We start from the raw sequence: 15,517 nt of genomic DNA on the forward strand, positions 1-15,517 counted from the left end.
TGAGGGCTAGGTGATGGCGTAGTCGGTGATCGGGAAATCCGAGGCCTCCCGGATCGCGGCCCGGGTCGAGGTCGGGCGCAGCAGAGTCGGTTCGCCGGCGGGGTTGTAGTAGTAGGACCGCGCCGACGTGCAGTTGCCGTTGGTGAACAGCGAGTCGCCGAGCAGCTCGGTCATGCGGTCCAGGTACCGGGCGTTGGCATCTTCGGTGATCTCGAAAGTCGTTGCGCCGCGGCGCTTCACCTCACCAAAGAGACGATCCATGTGCCGCATCTGGTATTCCATCGTGTTGAAGAAGTTCAATCCGAGGAATGCGTACGGGCTGGCCAGCGACAGGTAGTTGGGGAAGTACGGCATCGAGACACCCTGATATGCCTGGAATCTGGTCTCACGCCACCACTTTCCGAGGTTGCGGCCGTCACGTCCGATGACCTCGATGGCCGGGAAATTGGCTTCCCAGAGGTCGAAGCCGGTCGCCAGCACCAGCGTGTCGATAGTGGTCTTGGTGCCGTCTTTGGCGACGACGCCGTCGGATTCGATCCGGGCGATTCCGTTGTCCTGCAGATGCACGTGCGGTTTGGTGAACGTGCGGTAGTAGCTGTTGGAGAAAGTCGGCCGCTTGCATCCGAAGTCGTAATCCGGCGTGAGCCTGTCCCGCAGTTCCTTGTCCCGGACGGTGGCGAACCGGTGCATCTTGGCCAGATCGCTGGCCCCGATGTTGAACCGCCCGCGGGTCTGGCGGTTGTGCAACACCGCCACCGACACCATGGCCTCGTAGATGGCGTCGGTGACTGCACGAATGGCGCGCTGGGCCAACGGGACCCGCGCGAACAGCCGCTTGGCGCGTTCCGAGAACCTGAAGTCGACCTTGGGGACCACCCAGATCGGCGTGCGTTGATAGACCGTGAGGTCGGCGGCCTTCTTGGCCAGCTCCGGGATCAACTGCACGGCAGTGGCGCCGGTGCCGATGACCGCGACCCTCTCGCCGGTCGGGTCGTACGAGTCGTCCCACGCGGTCGTGTGGATGATGCGCCCGTCGAACTCCGCGATGCCGGGGATGTCGGGCATGTGGGGCTGCGACAGGAACCCTGTGGCAGTGATCAGGTAGCGGGTGGCCAGCGTCTCACCGCCGGTGAGATTCACCCGCCACAGCGTGGCTTCCTCGTCCCAGCGCGCACCCTCGACCGCCACGCCGAAGCGCATGTGGCGGCGCACGCCGTACTTGTCGGCGACGTCGTCGGCGTAGCGCTTGATCTCGTCGCCGGTGGAGAACAGCCGCGACCAGTTCGGGTTGGGCTCGAAGAAGTACGAATACGTGGTGGTGGGAACGTCTACCGCGAGGCCGGGGTAGTGGTTGACGTACCAGGTCCCGCCCAGATCGTCTTCCCTGTCCAGGATCACGAAATTCTCGATGCCCAGCCGCTTGAGCTGGATGGCAGCGCCGATTCCCGCAAACCCGGCGCCCACGATGACTGCGTCGAAGTGCTCCGAAGGCATGCGTAAACGGTACCCGAGGTCCGCGGAAACTCAGCCTTTGAGCGACCCGGTGCGCGGCGGATCCAGCGTTGCGATGCAGGTCACGGAGCGGTCGCCGTTTTCCCACGTCTCGGCGGTGGGGTAGAGGACATAGAGCTGGACCTGGTCGTCCAGCAACGACTCCGGCGAATACTCGGCCAGCTCGGGACTGCATTTCTCGTGGTAGGCCTCGATCGCGGCCTGCCCGGGGAAATCGCCGTCGGGCATCGTCAGCACGGCGAATACCTCGCCGGCGTGCGGCTGGTCGCAGCCGATCGTGGTGACCGTCAGCACGCGCTCGCCGTCGGGGATCTCGGCGAGGCAGTCGCCAACGGCGACGTTGGTGGCCGTGACGGTGTCGCTGGTGACGGCCAGCGTGACGACGATGACCAGTCCGATCGCCCACAGGGTCGAGAGCACGATGCCGGCGATCGCCAGACCGCGGCCGCTCTGGTACTCCTTGGCCTTCTTCAGGCCCACGACGCCGCACACCCAGCCGATCAGCACACCGCCGATGAGCCCGAAGATCAACGAGACGATCGCCCACCAGTTCGTCCTCGGTGGCGGCGACTGGCCGTAGTACGGCTCATCCGGTCCGCTCGGGTACGGCAGGGGTGGTGGTGGGGGATACGCGCCGTAGGGGCCACCGGGCGGCGGGCCGTACGGACCCGCCGGCGGCTGCCCGTAGGGGCCGCCCGGCGGCATGCCATACGGCTGCTGAGGTGGCGGCCCTGGGGGCCCGGGCGGCGGGACGGTCACGCTGCGACGATAGCTCAGCCGAGCAGCCGGAGCGCCCCATCGACCGCCAGCGCCGGCACGTCGAGTTTCTTGGAGCCGAGGTCGTGGCGGGCGCCGGTGATCTCGACGATGTCGGTGGCCGCGCCGATCAGGGCGGCGGCGGGGCGGATCTCGTCGATGGTGCCGAATGGATCCGCGGTCCCGTGGGTGAAGACGGTGGGCACCGTGATGCGTGGCAGGTGCTCGGTGCGGGCGCGCTCGGGCTTGCCGGGCGGATGCAGTGGATAGGAGAACAGCGTCAAGACGTCGAGCTCCAGACCGTCCGCGACCGCCATGGACGTCAACCGGCCCCCGTAGGAATGGCCGCCGGCGACGACAGGGCCGTCGGCGAGGGTGCGCACCGCGGCCACCGCCTCGACGATGCCGGCGATATCGCCGGCCGACGAGCCGGACGGCGGACCCTTCGGCCGGCGTCGCCGGAACGGCAGGTTGTAGCGGACGGCCAGCCAGCCGCGGCTGGCCCACTCGTCGCACACGGCTCGCAGCATCGGTGACTCACGGCTGCCGCCGGCCCCGTGCGTCAGCGCGACGACGCCCACGGGGGTGCCGTCGGGTTCGTGCGCGACGCCCGCGATGTCCTCCAGTGTCATGTGCCCAGCCGGAACAGGGGCGACACCGGACCGTGACCGTGGCCCAACGGGTATGCCGCACGCAGACATTCGGTCACCCATCGCTTGCCGAACGCGACGGCGTCGGGCACGGAGTAGCCGTGCGCCATGGCGCTGGCGATGGCAGCGGCCAGGGTGTCACCCGCGCCGTGGTCATGGCCGGTGTCGATGCGGACAGAGTCGAACTCGTGGAACGCCGTGCCGTCGAACAGCAGATCCGGGCTGTGGGAGGACCCGCGCAGGTGCCCACCCTTGACCAGGGTCCACCGTGGGCCGAGGTCATGCAGTGCCCGTGCGGCGGCGCGCTGGGTATCGGCGTCGACGACGTCGATACCGGTGATCAGGCGCACCTCGTCGAGGTTCGGCGTCACCAGCGTGGCCAGCGGAAAGAGCGTGTGCTTGACGGCATCGAGGGCGCTGGGGTGCAGAAGCGGGTCGCCGTGCATCGACGCGCAGACCGGATCGACCACCAGAGGAACGGTGCCGTCGAGTCCCTGCGCCACCCAGGTCTCGGCGATGGTTTCGATGATCTCCGACGACGCGAGCATGCCGGTCTTGGCGGCCTGCGCCCCGATGTCGGAGGTAACGGCCTCGATCTGGCCGGCGACGATGTCCAGCGGGATCTCGTGGAAACCCTTGACGCCCACGGAGTTCTGCACGGTAACCGCGGTGAGTGCCACCAGCCCGTGGATGCCGAGCATGGCGAAGGTGCGCATGTCGGCCTGGATCCCCGCCCCGCCACCGGAGTCAGATCCGGCGATGGTCATGACCCGCAGCGGCGCCTGGCCGGGCGGGGCAAGAGGCAGGAACTTCATGACGTCACCACCGGAAGGAACACCCGGTTGTCGTGGTCATGGTCGCTGTCGGCCATCGCCTCCCGCACGTCGTGGCTGATCCGCATCGAGCAGAACTTGGGTCCGCACATGGAGCAGAAGTGTGCCGTCTTGGCGGGCTCGGCGGGCAGGGTTTCGTCGTGGAACTCGCGGGCGGTGTCGGGATCCAGCGACAGGTTGAACTGGTCTTCCCAGCGGAACTCGAAGCGCGCCTTCGATAGAGCGTCGTCACGCTCCTGGGCGTGGGGGTGTCCCTTGGCCAGGTCGGCGGCGTGCGCGGCGATCTTGTAGGCGATCACCCCGTCCTTGACGTCCCTGCGGTTCGGCAGGCCGAGATGTTCCTTGGGTGTCACGTAGCACAGCATCGCGGTTCCGGCCTGGGCGATGATCGCCGCGCCGATCGCCGAGGTGATGTGGTCGTAGGCGGGCGCGATGTCGGTGGCCAGTGGGCCGAGCGTGTAGAAGGGCGCCTCCTCGCAGAGTTCCTGCTCCAGGCGGACGTTCTCGACGATCTTGTGCATCGGTACGTGTCCTGGACCTTCGATCATCACCTGCACGCCATGGGATTTCGCGATCGTGGTGAGCTCACCGAGGGTGCGCAGCTCGGCGAACTGCGCGTCGTCGTTGGCGTCGGCTATCGAGCCGGGCCGCAGGCCGTCGCCGAGGGAGAACGTCACGTCGTAGCGCGCCAGAATCTGGCAGAGCTCGGCGAAGTGGGTGTAGAGGAACGACTCCTGGGCGTGGGCCAGACACCATGCCGCCATGATCGACCCACCGCGGCTCACGATGCCGGTCACCCGGTTGACCGTCAGCGGAATATGGCTCCGCAGCACGCCTGCGTGCACCGTCATGTAGTCCACACCCTGCTCGCACTGCTCGATCACGGTGTCGCGGTAGACATCCCAATTCAGTTTGACCGGGTCGCCGCCGACTTTCTCCAGCGCCTGGTACATCGGCACGGTGCCCACGGGCACGGGCGAATTGCGCAGGATCCACTCACGCGTCTGGTGGATGTCGCGGCCGGTGGACAGGTCCATGATGGTGTCCGCGCCCCAGCGGGTGGCCCACACCATCTTGTCGACCTCCTCGGCGATCGAGGAACTCACCGCCGAATTGCCGATGTTCGCGTTGACCTTCACCGCGAACGCCTTACCGATGATCATCGGTTCGGCCTCGGGGTGGTGGTGGTTGGCCGGTATCACGGCGCGGCCGCGTGCCACCTCGTCGCGCACGAGTTCTGCTGGGACGCGTTCACGTTCGGCGACGAAGGCCATCTCGGCGGTGATCTCACCGGCTCGGGCGCGCTGCAGCTGCGTGCCGCGGTCGCGAATCACCGGCCGCCGCGGCAGTCCGGCGGACAGATCGATGACGGCGTCGCGGTCGGTGTACGGCCCGGAGGTGTCATAGAGGTCGAGGTGCTCGCCGGTGGTGAGGTGGACTCGCCGGAACGGCACGCCGTTGCGGTAGACCTTGGAGCTGCCCTGGATGGGGCCGCTGGTGACATCGGAGATGGTGAAGACAACGTCGGACATTCGCATTCTCCCTACGCCGGCATTACCCGGTCAGGTTCGTACGGTCGACGGGCCTACCCGTCCTCTCAGCGCGCTCGGTACGCGCTCCCGCGTTCGGTGACGGGTGCCACGCTAGCGCAGCGATCGCCCTCAGGGAACAGGGCGCCGCGGTCTCGAATTGCCCACCGAAGATTTGCATAGCTAATATATGTGTTTTCGCGGGGAAGGCGGGCAGGCAATGACGACGAAGATCGAGAGAGCGACCGACGGCGTGGCCGCAGGACATCCGCACTACAAGTGGATCGTCCTGTCGAACACCACGCTGGGCACGTTGCTGGCGACGATCAACGCCTCGATCGTGCTGATCTCGCTGCCGGCGATCTTCCGCGGAATCGGGCTGAATCCGCTGGCACCCGCCAATATCAGTTACCTGCTGTGGATGCTGATGGGCTATCTGGTGGTGACCGCCGTGCTGGTGGTGCCGTTCGGGCGTCTCGGCGACATGTTCGGGCGGGTGCGCATCTACAACGTCGGATTCGCGGTGTTCACCGTCGCGGCCATCGCGCTGTCCTTCGATCCGTTCCAGCTGGACGGTGGCGCGATCTGGCTGATCGCGTGGCGGGTGATCCAGGGGATCGGCGGCGCGATGCTGATGGCGTCGTCGTCGGCGATCCTGACCGATGCGTTCCCGGCCAACCAGCGCGGCATGGCGCTCGGGGTCAACATGGTGTCCGCGGTCGCCGGGTCGTTCCTCGGTCTGCTGGTCGGTGGCGTGCTCTCCGAGTGGCACTGGCAGCCGATCTTCTGGGTCGGGGTGCCGATCGGGCTGGCGGGCACCATCTGGAGCCTGCGGTCTTTGCGCGAGATGGGGGTGCGCACCCCGGGAAAGCTTGATTGGGCGGGGACGCTGACGTTCGGAATCGGACTGACGGTGCTGCTGACCGGTATCACCTACGGAATCCAGCCCTACGGCGAGTCGACGACCGGATGGACCAACCCCTGGGTGCTCGGCTCCATCGCGGCGGGGTTGGCCCTGCTCGTGGTGTTCTGTGTGGTCGAGTTGCGGGTGGCGCAGCCGATGGTCAACATTCGGCTGTTCCGGTCGGCGGCATTCGGGATGGGGAACCTCGCCGGGTTGATGTCGTCCATGGGTCGCGGTGGCCTGCAGTTCATGCTGATCATCTGGCTGCAGGGCATTTGGCTTCCGTTGCGCGGGTACGACTTCGAATCCACGCCGTTGTGGGCGGCGATCTACATGCTGCCGATCACGGTGGGCTTCCTGATCGCCGGGCCGGTCGCAGGTTGGCTGTCGGACCGCTACGGCGCCAGGCCGCTGACCGTGGGCGGCATGGGGTTGATGGCGGCGTCGTTCCTCGCGCTGGTGATGATCCCCGTCGACTTCGACTACTGGATCTTCGCGCTCCTGATCTTCCTGAACGGAGTCGGTGGCGGCATCTTCACCGCGCCCAACACCGCGGCCATCATGTCCAGCGTCCCCGCCGCGGAACGCGGTGCGGCCTCCGGTGTGCGCGCGACGTTCTTCAATGCCGGCTCGTCACTGTCGATCGGAATCTTCTTCTCCCTCATGATCGTCGGACTGGCCAACACCCTGCCCGGTGCGCTCACCAGCGGCCTTCAGGCGCAGGGCGTTTCGGCCGACGTTGCTCAGCAGGTGGCCGACCTTCCGCCGGTCGGCAGCCTGTTCGCCGCGTTCCTCGGTTACAACCCGATCGCCGAGTTGCTCGAGCCTTACCACGCGCTCCAGCAGCCGGGTGTCAACGCCGAAGTGCTGACCGGGCAGTCGTTCTTCCCCCACCTGATCATCGAGCCGTTCCACGCCGGACTGGTCGTGGTGTTCGTCGCGGCGGCAGCGATGATGGTGATCGGCCTGATCGCCTCGCTGTTCAATCCCGGCCGCTACGCCGAGACCCTCGCCGACGCTCAAGGCACGGCTCCGCGCACGAAGTAGTTCTCCAGGCTTCTGGTGACGATGGCGCCGACGGGAAGCCGCGAGGCGATGTCTAGGTTCTGGTCGGCGACCTCTTCGGCCCACTCGACCGGCCACCCTCCATCACCGAGGCTCGTCCGGAACGCGAGAACGAGGTCCTGGCAGTCGAGTTCGGACTCGACCACCATCGCGGTTGTGGTGGCTCGATGCGACGCCGCGCCGGCAAAGCCCCGCCCGCACCCGCAGGGTCCGTCCGGATCGCGGAGGTCTCGGTCGCAGGGCTCCTGGACCCAGACCAGTTCCCCTTCGATGCAGTAGTGATAGTCGCCCGGGTGTGTGCCCTGTGTATGGCCGGTCGCCACAAGGATCCTCATGTGAACTTCTCCTAGAACGGTGGTGGATCGTCGTCACCTTCGTGGTCGGTGGGGGTGTCCCAGTAGCTGTCGGGTGACGTGTGCGGCGACGCGGGCGGCATGGTGGGCACGGTTGCGCGGGCGCGTTCCTGGGCATTGAGTTTGCGTTCGGCGGTGATGCGGGCGGCCCGGTTCTGGGCCCGGGTGCGCCGGCGGGTGGGCATCATCAGGTGCCGGCCGGGGTGTGGTGGTGCCGGTGGTGTCGGGCTGGCTGGGGGCGGTGGGGTGCTGGTGTTCCAGCTCGGAAACAGCAGCGTGGTCAACGGTTTGGTGGTGTAGGTCAGCCCGGCAGCGGTGGTGACGGTGACGGTGCCGTCGGGGTACTGCCGGTCAGACCAGCCGGGGACGAAGGTCTTGACCAGGTGATGTTCTCGGCAATAGCACTTGACGTTGGCGGGGTGAGTAAGCCCGGTGGGCCAGGGCACGGTGTGGTCGATATCGGCCTTTTCGGCGGGGCGGGTGCAGCCGGGGAAGCGGCAAGTGAGGTCGCGAGTGGTCACGAACCGCTGCAACGCGGCGGAGGGGCGATAGCCGGGTTCGGTGTCGAGATTGCCCGGCTTGACGAGCCGGATCCGGGCGCCGCCGATGATCAGCTCAGCCAGTAGTGGGGCGGGCACGATCGCGCCGTTGAGCGCCGGGATCACCGCCGATTTCCTGCGACGTTGGGGTTCGGGACGCGGGTCGGGCGCAACCTCGGGCTCTGGGGTGCGGGCGCGATCTTCGCCGTGGAGCTGGGGGTCGGGATCGGCGTCGAGGGAGTCTTGTTCGGCGATGACGTGGATGACGAAGCTGGTGGCACGCCCATCATCGATTTTGGCTGGGCAGTGGGGGTTTGGACAGGTGCAGGCCAGGAAGAACGAGCCTGCTCCTAGCGCGGCGCCCACGGCATCGCCTCGGCGTTGATCCATGGTGCGGGGATCGTCTGGGCAGGGGCCGGCGATCATGACGGCCAGCCGCTCATGGACCAGGGCGGCATCGGTGTTACTCAACCGGCCGTGCACCGATGTGGTGCCGGTGGCTGCGTCGTTGCGGTCCCCGACGCTGAAGTATCGGCCTCGCATCGCATTTCGGGTACGCCGGACCGCGTCGGGGTCGTGGCGGTCGATCCAGACGTCGATGGCGCTTTCGAGTTTCTTGTCGGAGAGTTGCCCCCAGCTTGGCGCGCGGTCGGCGATCTCGCTGTCGATGGCCGACAGCGCTGATTGTTTGACGAGGAAGGTCCGCCACGCGATGGTGGTGATCATGGCCGGGCTGATCTGGCCGGCCATGAACCGGGCTCCTACCTTGGGAAGGCGATCGCGCAGTGTGACGGCCAGATTCAGCAGGCCGACGGCTTTTCCGCTGGCGACGCTCAGCGCGCAGGAGACCTGCGCAGCCGCGATGGCGGTCCCGTCGATGGCCCGACGTTCGTGTCCGTCATCGGCGCAAGCGCGGCGCTCCAGTTCGGCGATCGCGGCCAGCTTGCGGGCGTCGGCGGCTGCCGACGCGGCCGCCCATCCAGTGATCGCCTGGACCAGCTCGGCGTCGCTCACGCGGGCCAGCTCGTCAGGAGCTGGAAGCGAGCGATCGAACATGTGTTCGAGTATGCCACCAGCCACCGACAAGTCAGGTCGTCGGTTCCTGCCAGGCGCCGATCAAATTCTGCCAGCGGAATTATTCGCGTGAGCTGCGGGTTTACATCATCAGAACACCAAGAACCATCACCACCACCATCACCACCAGAAGTCGAAACCGCGAGACACGCTCCACGGCTCCGACCCACACAAGGGAAGAGCAGAACCATGAAGAACCTCACCATCACCGCCACCGCAGCCGCCGCCCTGACCGCCGGATTCCTCGGCCTGGCCGCCCCCGCGCTGGCCGCCCCCACCGGCAACGGCGACGCCCGGGCCACCATCAGCCAGCTCGAAGCCCAGGGCAACCGGGTCATCGTCAACAAGCTCTCCGACGCCTCGCTGTCTGAGGCCGACGTCGTCAGCGTCAAGCAGGGCGGCCCGATCCGCGGCACCGTGCAGGACGATTTCAACGACCGCACCTACCAGCAGACCGTCACCGGCTACGTCTACTACGTCGACGTCCGCTGACCCGCTTCACCGAAAAGGGGCGCCCACTGGGCGCCCCTTTTTCATGTGAGATCGACGACGACCGGTGCGTGGTCGCTGGGAGTGCCTACCCGGTTCTTCCCGGTCTTGCGCTCGTCGCGTGCGATCTCGGCGTGCGTGACGCGTTCGGCGAGTGCGGGTGAACCCAGGATGAAATCGATGCGCATGCCTCGGTTCTTCGGGAAGCGCAACTGGGTGTAGTCCCAGTAGGTGAATGTCCCGGGACCCGGCGTGAAAGGTCGTGCCACATCGGTGAACCCGGCGTCGACGATCGCGTTGAACGCGCTCCGTTCTGGCTCGGTGACATGCGTGCTCTCCTGGAAGAGCGAAATATCCCACACATCGTCATCGAGGGGCGCGATGTTCCAGTCGCCGACCATGGCGATCGGTGCCGTCGGGTTGTCCTGCAGCCAGGACGAAGCGGTGTTACGAAGGGCGGCAAGCCATTCCAGCTTGTAGGTGTAGTGGCGCGACCCGATGGAACGCCCGTTGGGGACGTAGAGACTCCAGACTCGGACACCGCCACACGTCGCGCCCAGGGCACGTGCCTCGGCGGCTGCCTCCACCTCGGACTTGTCGCTCCAGGTCGGCTGGCCGTCGAAACCCACCTCGACGTCCTCGATGCCGACCCGCGAGGCGATGGCCACCCCGTTCCATTGACTGAAGCCGCGGTGCACCACGTCGTAGCCCAGCGCTGCGAACGGCATGGTCGGGAACTGACCGTCGGCGCACTTCGTCTCCTGCATGGCCAGTACGTCGACGTCGGCACGCTCCAGCCAGTCGGCGACGCGGTCGACCCTGGCGCGGATCGAGTTGACGTTCCAGGTGGCCAGGCGCATGGATTTACAGTAGGTCCTCGGCGCGGACGTAGCGTGACCGGTGGTGCACCCGGAAACCCATCGACTCGTACAGCGTGCGTGCCGCGGTGTTGTCGGCGACCACCTGGACGTACGCGCGGGTGGCGCCGCGCTCGCCGGCATAGCCCAGCAATCCGGCGCACAGGCTGCGCGCGAGGCCTTTACGACGATGCGTCTCGGCGACATGGACCGCGGACAGTCCTGCCCACCTGGTGCCGTCGGGCGCCTCCGTGATCGCCAGCCGTCCCACCGCGGCGCCTGCCAGCTCCCCGAAGGCCACCTCGCCGTCGACGACCGCCGTCAACACCTCGACGGGCACGTCTCGCTGATAGAGCGCGAGCCAGGCGGCGTCGGGGGTCGCCGCAACCGTCACCCCCGTGAGGGGACCCGCCGCGATATCCCGGACCATGACCAGGTTTTCGGCATCCGCCGGCACCCCGGGCGGCAGCCGCAACAACCGGTCAGGCACCGACACCAGCGCGGGCACGCCCCGCTCGGCGTACCAGGCGATCGCGGCCGATATCTCCTCGGCAGACGAATAGCGGATCGGCACAGCGGAATTCGCTCTTCTGGTGACGCCGTTGCCGAAGCGCAACAGCCAGCCGTCGCACCACTGGTGTTCCACACCGGGCCAACCCAGCGCCGCGGCATGTTCAAGGTTGCGGATCTCCCCGGTCCGCACCGGCATCTCGGGCACGACGCGGACGGCGATCACGTCGTCGCGCGCCACGTCCACCACCTCACCGTGCCGTGTGCGAATCCGCACCACCTGACCGCTGTCGGGGCCCGCGTCGACGAGGTGGCCGACCACGTCGGTCAGCGGACGGGACGAATCCGCAGGCAGCCGATAACGCAGGCTGACCCGGGTCCCGACGTCAGGCAGCCCGGTCACCGGTCAGTGGCCGAACGGATCGGGATCCTCGCCGGGCATCCACGTCAGCCCCGGGACACCCCAACCGTTGGACTTCACCGCTTTCTTCGCGCTGCGGGCGTTGCGGCCCACCAGCCGATCGAGGTAGAGAAAACCGTCAAGGTGACCGGTCTCGTGCTGCAGCATCCGCGCGAACAGGTCGGTCCCCTCAAGGGTGATCGGCGTCCCGTCGGCGTCCAGCCCCGTCACGCGCGCCCAATCCGCGCGGCCCGTCGGGAACGATTCTCCGGGTACCGACAGGCAGCCTTCGTCGTCGTCATCGGGGTCCGGCATCGTCTCGGGCACCTCAGAGGTCTCCAGCACCGGGTTGACCACCACGCCCCGCCGGCGCAGTGTCTTCCCGCGGGCGTCCGCGCAGTCGTAGACGAAGACGCGCAGGGCCACGCCGATCTGGTTGGCCGCTAACCCGACGCCGTTCGCGGCGTCCATGGTGTCGTAGAGGTCGGTGATCAGATCAGCCAGGTCAGCGGGCAGCGAACCGTCGTCGCCGAGGGGTACCGGTTCGGTCGCGGTGTGCAGGACGGGATCTCCCACGATGTGGATGGGTCTAACGGCCATGCGGGGAAGCTTAGGCGGCCGACTTTCGGCCGGGAGTTTCACCGCCGACTCGCGGCGTTGATGACGGTGCGCGTGACCCAACCGTGATTGAATACTCGCCGAAACCACACTGATGTCATTCTCGAATTCGGAAGGGTCCAAAAAGCGATATGGACGGCGCCATCGCGCGGGCTGAGCGTTCCGGGGACGACACGGAGCCCACCGACGGTCTGACCCGTCGCGAGCACGACATCTTGGCCTTCGAGCGTCAGTGGTGGAAGTACGCCGGCTCCAAGGAAGACGCCATCAAGGAACTGTTCTCCATGTCGGCGACGCGCTATTACCAGGTGCTCAACGCATTGGTGGACCGACCGGAGGCGCTCGCCGCGGATCCGATGCTGGTCAAACGTCTGCGGCGACTGCGGGCCAGCAGGCAGAAGGCGCGCGCGGCACGCCGCCTCGGATTCGACGTCACTTAGGTCGGCGGCGGCGGTCCCGGCCCGCGATACAGTAGGCGCCGATGAACCAGCGAGAATCCTCGGGACTGCCCCTACGCGCCATCGTCATGGTGTTGCTGTTTCTCGGCGTCGTGTTCCTGCTCGTCGGGTTCCAGGCATTGAGCAGCTCGGACGACGACTCGTCGGCGACCGCGACCACGGTGACGACGACGACCACGACGACGCCCTCACCCACCGAGGAGCCGGCGCGCCCCGAGGTCCGCGTGTTCAACATCTCCGAGACCCCGGGTGCCGGCGCCGCCACGGCCGACAGGTTGCGAGAAGACGGCTGGACGGTCCCCGAGCCCGGCAATCTCGCCGTTCCGGGCGTGACGGTGACGACGGTGTACTTCGGTGAGACTCCGGGCGAGCAGCAGGCGGCCGAGGACGTGGGCCGATTGCTCGAGGCTCCGGTCGCGCCGCGGGTCCCCGAGCTGATCGACCAGCCACCGGGCGTGGTCGTACTGGTCACCGGCTAGGCTCTTGCACATGCTCAGGTCCGCCGCTGCCGCCACCTTGTTCGCAGTGCCCGCGCTTGTGTTGAGTGCGTGCTCGCCCCCCGGGGAAGTGCCCTCGGATACACCCGGCACCACTCCTTCGGTGTGGACCGGTTCACCGTCGCCGTCGGCCGGTCCCGGTGAAGAGGGAGAGGGCGGCGCCTCGGGTGAATCCGGCGGCCAGACCCTCAGCGCCGACCTTAAGCTGCCCGACGGCACGACGGTCGCCACCGCCGAGATCGCGTTCACCGACGACTACGCCACCGTGACGGTGCAGACCACCGCCGCGGGCGAACTGGCTCCGGGCTTCCACGGCATGCACATCCATTCGGTGGGCCGATGTGAAGCGAACTCGGTCGCCCCGACCGGAGGCGCGCCCGCGAACTTCAACTCAGCGGGCGGACACTTCCAGGCGCCGGGCAACAGCGGACACCCGGCCAGCGGCGACCTGTCGTCGCTACAGGTCCGTGGGGACGGTTCGGCGATGCTGGTGACCACCACCGATGCGTTCACCGCCGAGGAGCTCCTCGACGGCGCGGGTACCTCGATCATCATTCACGAGAAGGCGGACAACTTCGCCAACATCCCGCCGGAGCGGTACCAGCAGATCAACGGTGATCCGCCGCCGGATCAGACCACACTGATGACCGGCGATGCCGGAGCGCGGGTCGCCTGCGGTGTCATCACTGGATCCTGACCGAAGGTCCAGTAGCCGCATCGATTTCGCGGGGTCGGTACGGCCGACCCTCGGCGTCGAGTGGGAGTTCGCCCTGGTCGATGCCAAGACCCGGGACCTCAGCAACGAGGCCGCCTCGGTGATCGACGAGATCGGCGAGAACCCGCACGTGCACAAGGAATTGCTGCGCAACACCGTCGAGGTGGTCACCGGCATCTGCGAGAACACCGCCGAGGCCATGGATGATCTGGCCTCGACACTGCGGCCCGTGCGGACAGTCGTGCGCGAGCGGGGAATGGAGTTGTTCTGTGCAGGCACACATCCGTTCGCGGATTGGTCGGCCCAGAAACTCACCGACGCACCGCGGTATGCCGAGCTGATCAAACGCACCCAGTGGTGGGGCAGGCAGATGACGATATGGGGCGTCCACGTCCACGTGGGCATCTCCTCCGCGCACAAGGTCATGCCGATCATCACCTCGCTGCTGCACCAGTACCCGCATCTGCTGGCGCTCTCGGCGTCGTCCCCGTTCTGGGACGGCGAGGACACCGGCTATGCCAGTAACCGCGCCATGATGTTCCAGCAGCTCCCGACGGCCGGGCTGCCGTTCCACTTCCAGGAGTGGCGCGAGTTCGAACGCTTCGTCAGCGATCAGAAGAAGACCGGGATCATCGATCATATGAACGAGATCCGTTGGGACATCCGGCCTTCGCCACACCTGGGCACCATCGAGGTCAGGATCTTCGACGGCGTGTCCAACCTGCGCGAGCTCTCGGCGCTTGTCGCCCTGACGCACTGCCTGATCGTCGACCTGGATCGCAGGATGGATGCGGGCGAGTCGTTACCGGTGATGCCGCCCTGGCATGTGCAGGAAAACAAGTGGCGCGCAGCACGTTACGGGCTCGACGCCATCATCATCCTCGACGCGGACAGCAACGAGCGGCTTGTCACCGAGGACCTCGACGTCCTGCTCGAGCGTCTGCAGCCCATCGCGAAACAACTGGGGTGCGTGGACGAGCTCGCCCGGGTCCCCGACATCTACCGCAACGGCGCGTCGTACCAGAGGCAGCGCAGGGTCGCCGAGGAACACGACGGTGACCTCCGTGCGGTGGTGGACGCACTGGTCGGCGAACTGGTTCTCTGACGTGCCGACGTTGCCCATGTTTCCGCTCGAGGTGGCGATGCTGCCCGGTGAAGAGTTGCCGCTGCGCATCTTCGAGCCGAGGTACGCCGCGTTGGTTCAGGCCTGTCTGGCAGCCGAGGACCCCGTGTTCGGCGTCGTGCTGATCGAAGCCGGTCGCGAGGTGGGCGGCGGTGACGCCCGCAGTGACGTCGGCGCGCTGGCCCGCATCGCTGAGTGCGTCGATCTGGGTACGGGGTTGTATCAGCTCAGATGTGCGATGGCGGAACGGTTCCGGGTCATCGAGTGGCTGCCCGACGATCCCTACCCCAAAGCCGTGGTCGACCTGTGGGGCGACGAATCGGGTGACCCCGTCGACGTCGCGGCCATTCGCGACATCGAGGACCGGATGGTCGGGCTGTTCGAGCGAATCGCCACCGCGCGCGGTGCAGAGGTCAACGCCCGCGACATCGTCCGCGGTGCAGACGATTCCGGCGACATCGCGACGTGGCTGTACACGTTGACCGCTCGGCTTCCGATGGGACAGGCTGACCGGTACGCGGTGCTCGCTGCGCCGAGCGTGGCAGCCCGGGTCACCGCGCTGTCGGAGGCTGTCGACACGGTTGTTGCGATGGTGGAGTTTCAGCTCTCCGAGTGATCACTGCACGAATCGTGCT

At 67.1% G+C, this 15,517-nt stretch carries 17 protein-coding genes and 1 riboswitch; of the genes, 7 read left to right on the forward strand and 10 right to left on the reverse strand.

Features of this window, described 5'->3' with window-relative positions:
- Positions 1-6: 6 nt before the first annotated feature.
- The 5 genes from EL337_RS02840 to thiC all read right to left on the reverse strand — a co-directional run bounded on the left by EL337_RS02840 (position 7) and on the right by thiC (position 5,283).
- A complete protein-coding gene (locus tag EL337_RS02840; RefSeq protein WP_048633220.1) occupies positions 7-1,494 on the reverse strand; it encodes a flavin-containing monooxygenase in 1,488 nt (495 codons plus the stop codon).
- 30 nt (positions 1,495-1,524) lie between these two features.
- Positions 1,525-2,271, reverse strand: coding sequence for a DUF4190 domain-containing protein (locus tag EL337_RS02845; RefSeq protein WP_048633219.1), 747 nt, complete (start codon positions 2,269-2,271; stop codon positions 1,525-1,527).
- Positions 2,272-2,285: 14 nt separating this feature from the next.
- Complete coding sequence (locus tag EL337_RS02850; protein WP_048633218.1) at positions 2,286-2,900, reverse strand: alpha/beta hydrolase family protein; 615 nt, start codon at positions 2,898-2,900, stop codon at positions 2,286-2,288.
- Positions 2,897-3,733 (reverse strand): bifunctional hydroxymethylpyrimidine kinase/phosphomethylpyrimidine kinase, encoded by an 837-nt coding sequence (gene thiD, locus EL337_RS02855; RefSeq protein ID WP_048633217.1) that lies wholly within the window; start codon positions 3,731-3,733, stop codon positions 2,897-2,899. The genes EL337_RS02850 and thiD overlap by 4 nt, the downstream gene beginning before the upstream one ends.
- Positions 3,730-5,283, reverse strand: coding sequence for a phosphomethylpyrimidine synthase ThiC (thiC, locus tag EL337_RS02860; protein WP_048633216.1), 1,554 nt, complete (start codon positions 5,281-5,283; stop codon positions 3,730-3,732). The genes thiD and thiC overlap by 4 nt, the downstream gene beginning before the upstream one ends.
- A riboswitch (TPP riboswitch) is annotated at positions 5,275-5,384 on the reverse strand. (Overlaps the previous gene by 9 nt.)
- 116 nt (positions 5,385-5,500) lie before the next feature.
- Between thiC and EL337_RS02865 the strand changes: the two genes are divergently transcribed.
- Positions 5,501-7,231, forward strand: coding sequence for an MFS transporter (locus tag EL337_RS02865; RefSeq protein ID WP_048633215.1), 1,731 nt, complete (start codon positions 5,501-5,503; stop codon positions 7,229-7,231).
- Here the strand turns inward: EL337_RS02865 and EL337_RS02870 are convergent.
- Positions 7,204-7,584: a DUF7715 family protein gene (locus tag EL337_RS02870; protein WP_048633214.1), complete on the reverse strand. Its 381-nt coding sequence runs from the start codon at positions 7,582-7,584 to the stop codon at positions 7,204-7,206. The two genes, EL337_RS02865 and EL337_RS02870, sit on opposite strands and share 28 nt — an antisense overlap.
- An 11-nt stretch (positions 7,585-7,595) precedes the next feature.
- A complete protein-coding gene (locus tag EL337_RS02875) occupies positions 7,596-9,197 on the reverse strand; it encodes an HNH endonuclease signature motif containing protein (RefSeq protein ID WP_083443124.1) in 1,602 nt (533 codons plus the stop codon).
- Between the two features lie 207 nt (positions 9,198-9,404).
- Between EL337_RS02875 and EL337_RS02880 the strand changes: the two genes are divergently transcribed.
- Positions 9,405-9,707: a hypothetical protein gene (locus EL337_RS02880; protein ID WP_048633213.1), complete on the forward strand. Its 303-nt coding sequence runs from the start codon at positions 9,405-9,407 to the stop codon at positions 9,705-9,707.
- Positions 9,708-9,748: 41 nt separating this feature from the next.
- Here EL337_RS02880 and EL337_RS02885 read toward each other — a convergent pair whose 3' ends face one another.
- From EL337_RS02885 to EL337_RS02895, 3 genes are read right to left on the reverse strand one after another with little or no spacing between them, the layout of a single operon-like run.
- Complete coding sequence (locus tag EL337_RS02885) at positions 9,749-10,564, reverse strand: exodeoxyribonuclease III (protein ID WP_048633113.1); 816 nt, start codon at positions 10,562-10,564, stop codon at positions 9,749-9,751.
- Positions 10,565-10,568: 4 nt separating this feature from the next.
- Positions 10,569-11,474, reverse strand: coding sequence for an N-acetylglutamate synthase, CG3035 family (locus tag EL337_RS02890; protein WP_048633114.1), 906 nt, complete (start codon positions 11,472-11,474; stop codon positions 10,569-10,571).
- 3 nt (positions 11,475-11,477) lie between these two features.
- Positions 11,478-12,071: a peptide deformylase gene (locus tag EL337_RS02895; RefSeq protein ID WP_048633115.1), complete on the reverse strand. Its 594-nt coding sequence runs from the start codon at positions 12,069-12,071 to the stop codon at positions 11,478-11,480.
- Between the two features lie 149 nt (positions 12,072-12,220).
- On the opposite strand from EL337_RS02895, the gene EL337_RS02900 reads away from it, so the two are divergent.
- From EL337_RS02900 to EL337_RS02920, 5 genes are read left to right on the forward strand one after another with little or no spacing between them, the layout of a single operon-like run.
- Positions 12,221-12,529: a nucleoid-associated protein NapA gene (locus EL337_RS02900; protein WP_011778008.1), complete on the forward strand. Its 309-nt coding sequence runs from the start codon at positions 12,221-12,223 to the stop codon at positions 12,527-12,529.
- 41 nt (positions 12,530-12,570) lie between these two features.
- Positions 12,571-13,026 carry a LytR C-terminal domain-containing protein gene (locus EL337_RS02905; protein WP_048633116.1) on the forward strand — a complete coding sequence of 152 codons (456 nt, stop codon included), beginning with the start codon at positions 12,571-12,573 and terminating at the stop codon, positions 13,024-13,026.
- A gap of 10 nt (positions 13,027-13,036) precedes the next feature.
- Positions 13,037-13,741 carry a superoxide dismutase[Cu-Zn] gene (sodC, locus tag EL337_RS02910; RefSeq protein WP_048633117.1) on the forward strand — a complete coding sequence of 235 codons (705 nt, stop codon included), beginning with the start codon at positions 13,037-13,039 and terminating at the stop codon, positions 13,739-13,741.
- Entirely contained in the window at positions 13,698-14,864 is a 1,167-nt protein-coding gene (locus EL337_RS02915; RefSeq protein WP_109860139.1) for a glutamate--cysteine ligase, read from the forward strand. Before sodC ends, EL337_RS02915 begins: the two co-directional genes overlap by 44 nt.
- A gap of 1 nt (position 14,865) precedes the next feature.
- Positions 14,866-15,498: an LON peptidase substrate-binding domain-containing protein gene (locus tag EL337_RS02920; protein WP_048633118.1), complete on the forward strand. Its 633-nt coding sequence runs from the start codon at positions 14,866-14,868 to the stop codon at positions 15,496-15,498.
- Positions 15,499-15,517: the final 19 nt, after the last annotated feature.

Source organism: Mycolicibacterium aurum, from assembly GCF_900637195.1.
Taxonomy (GTDB): domain Bacteria; phylum Actinomycetota; class Actinomycetes; order Mycobacteriales; family Mycobacteriaceae; genus Mycobacterium; species Mycobacterium aurum.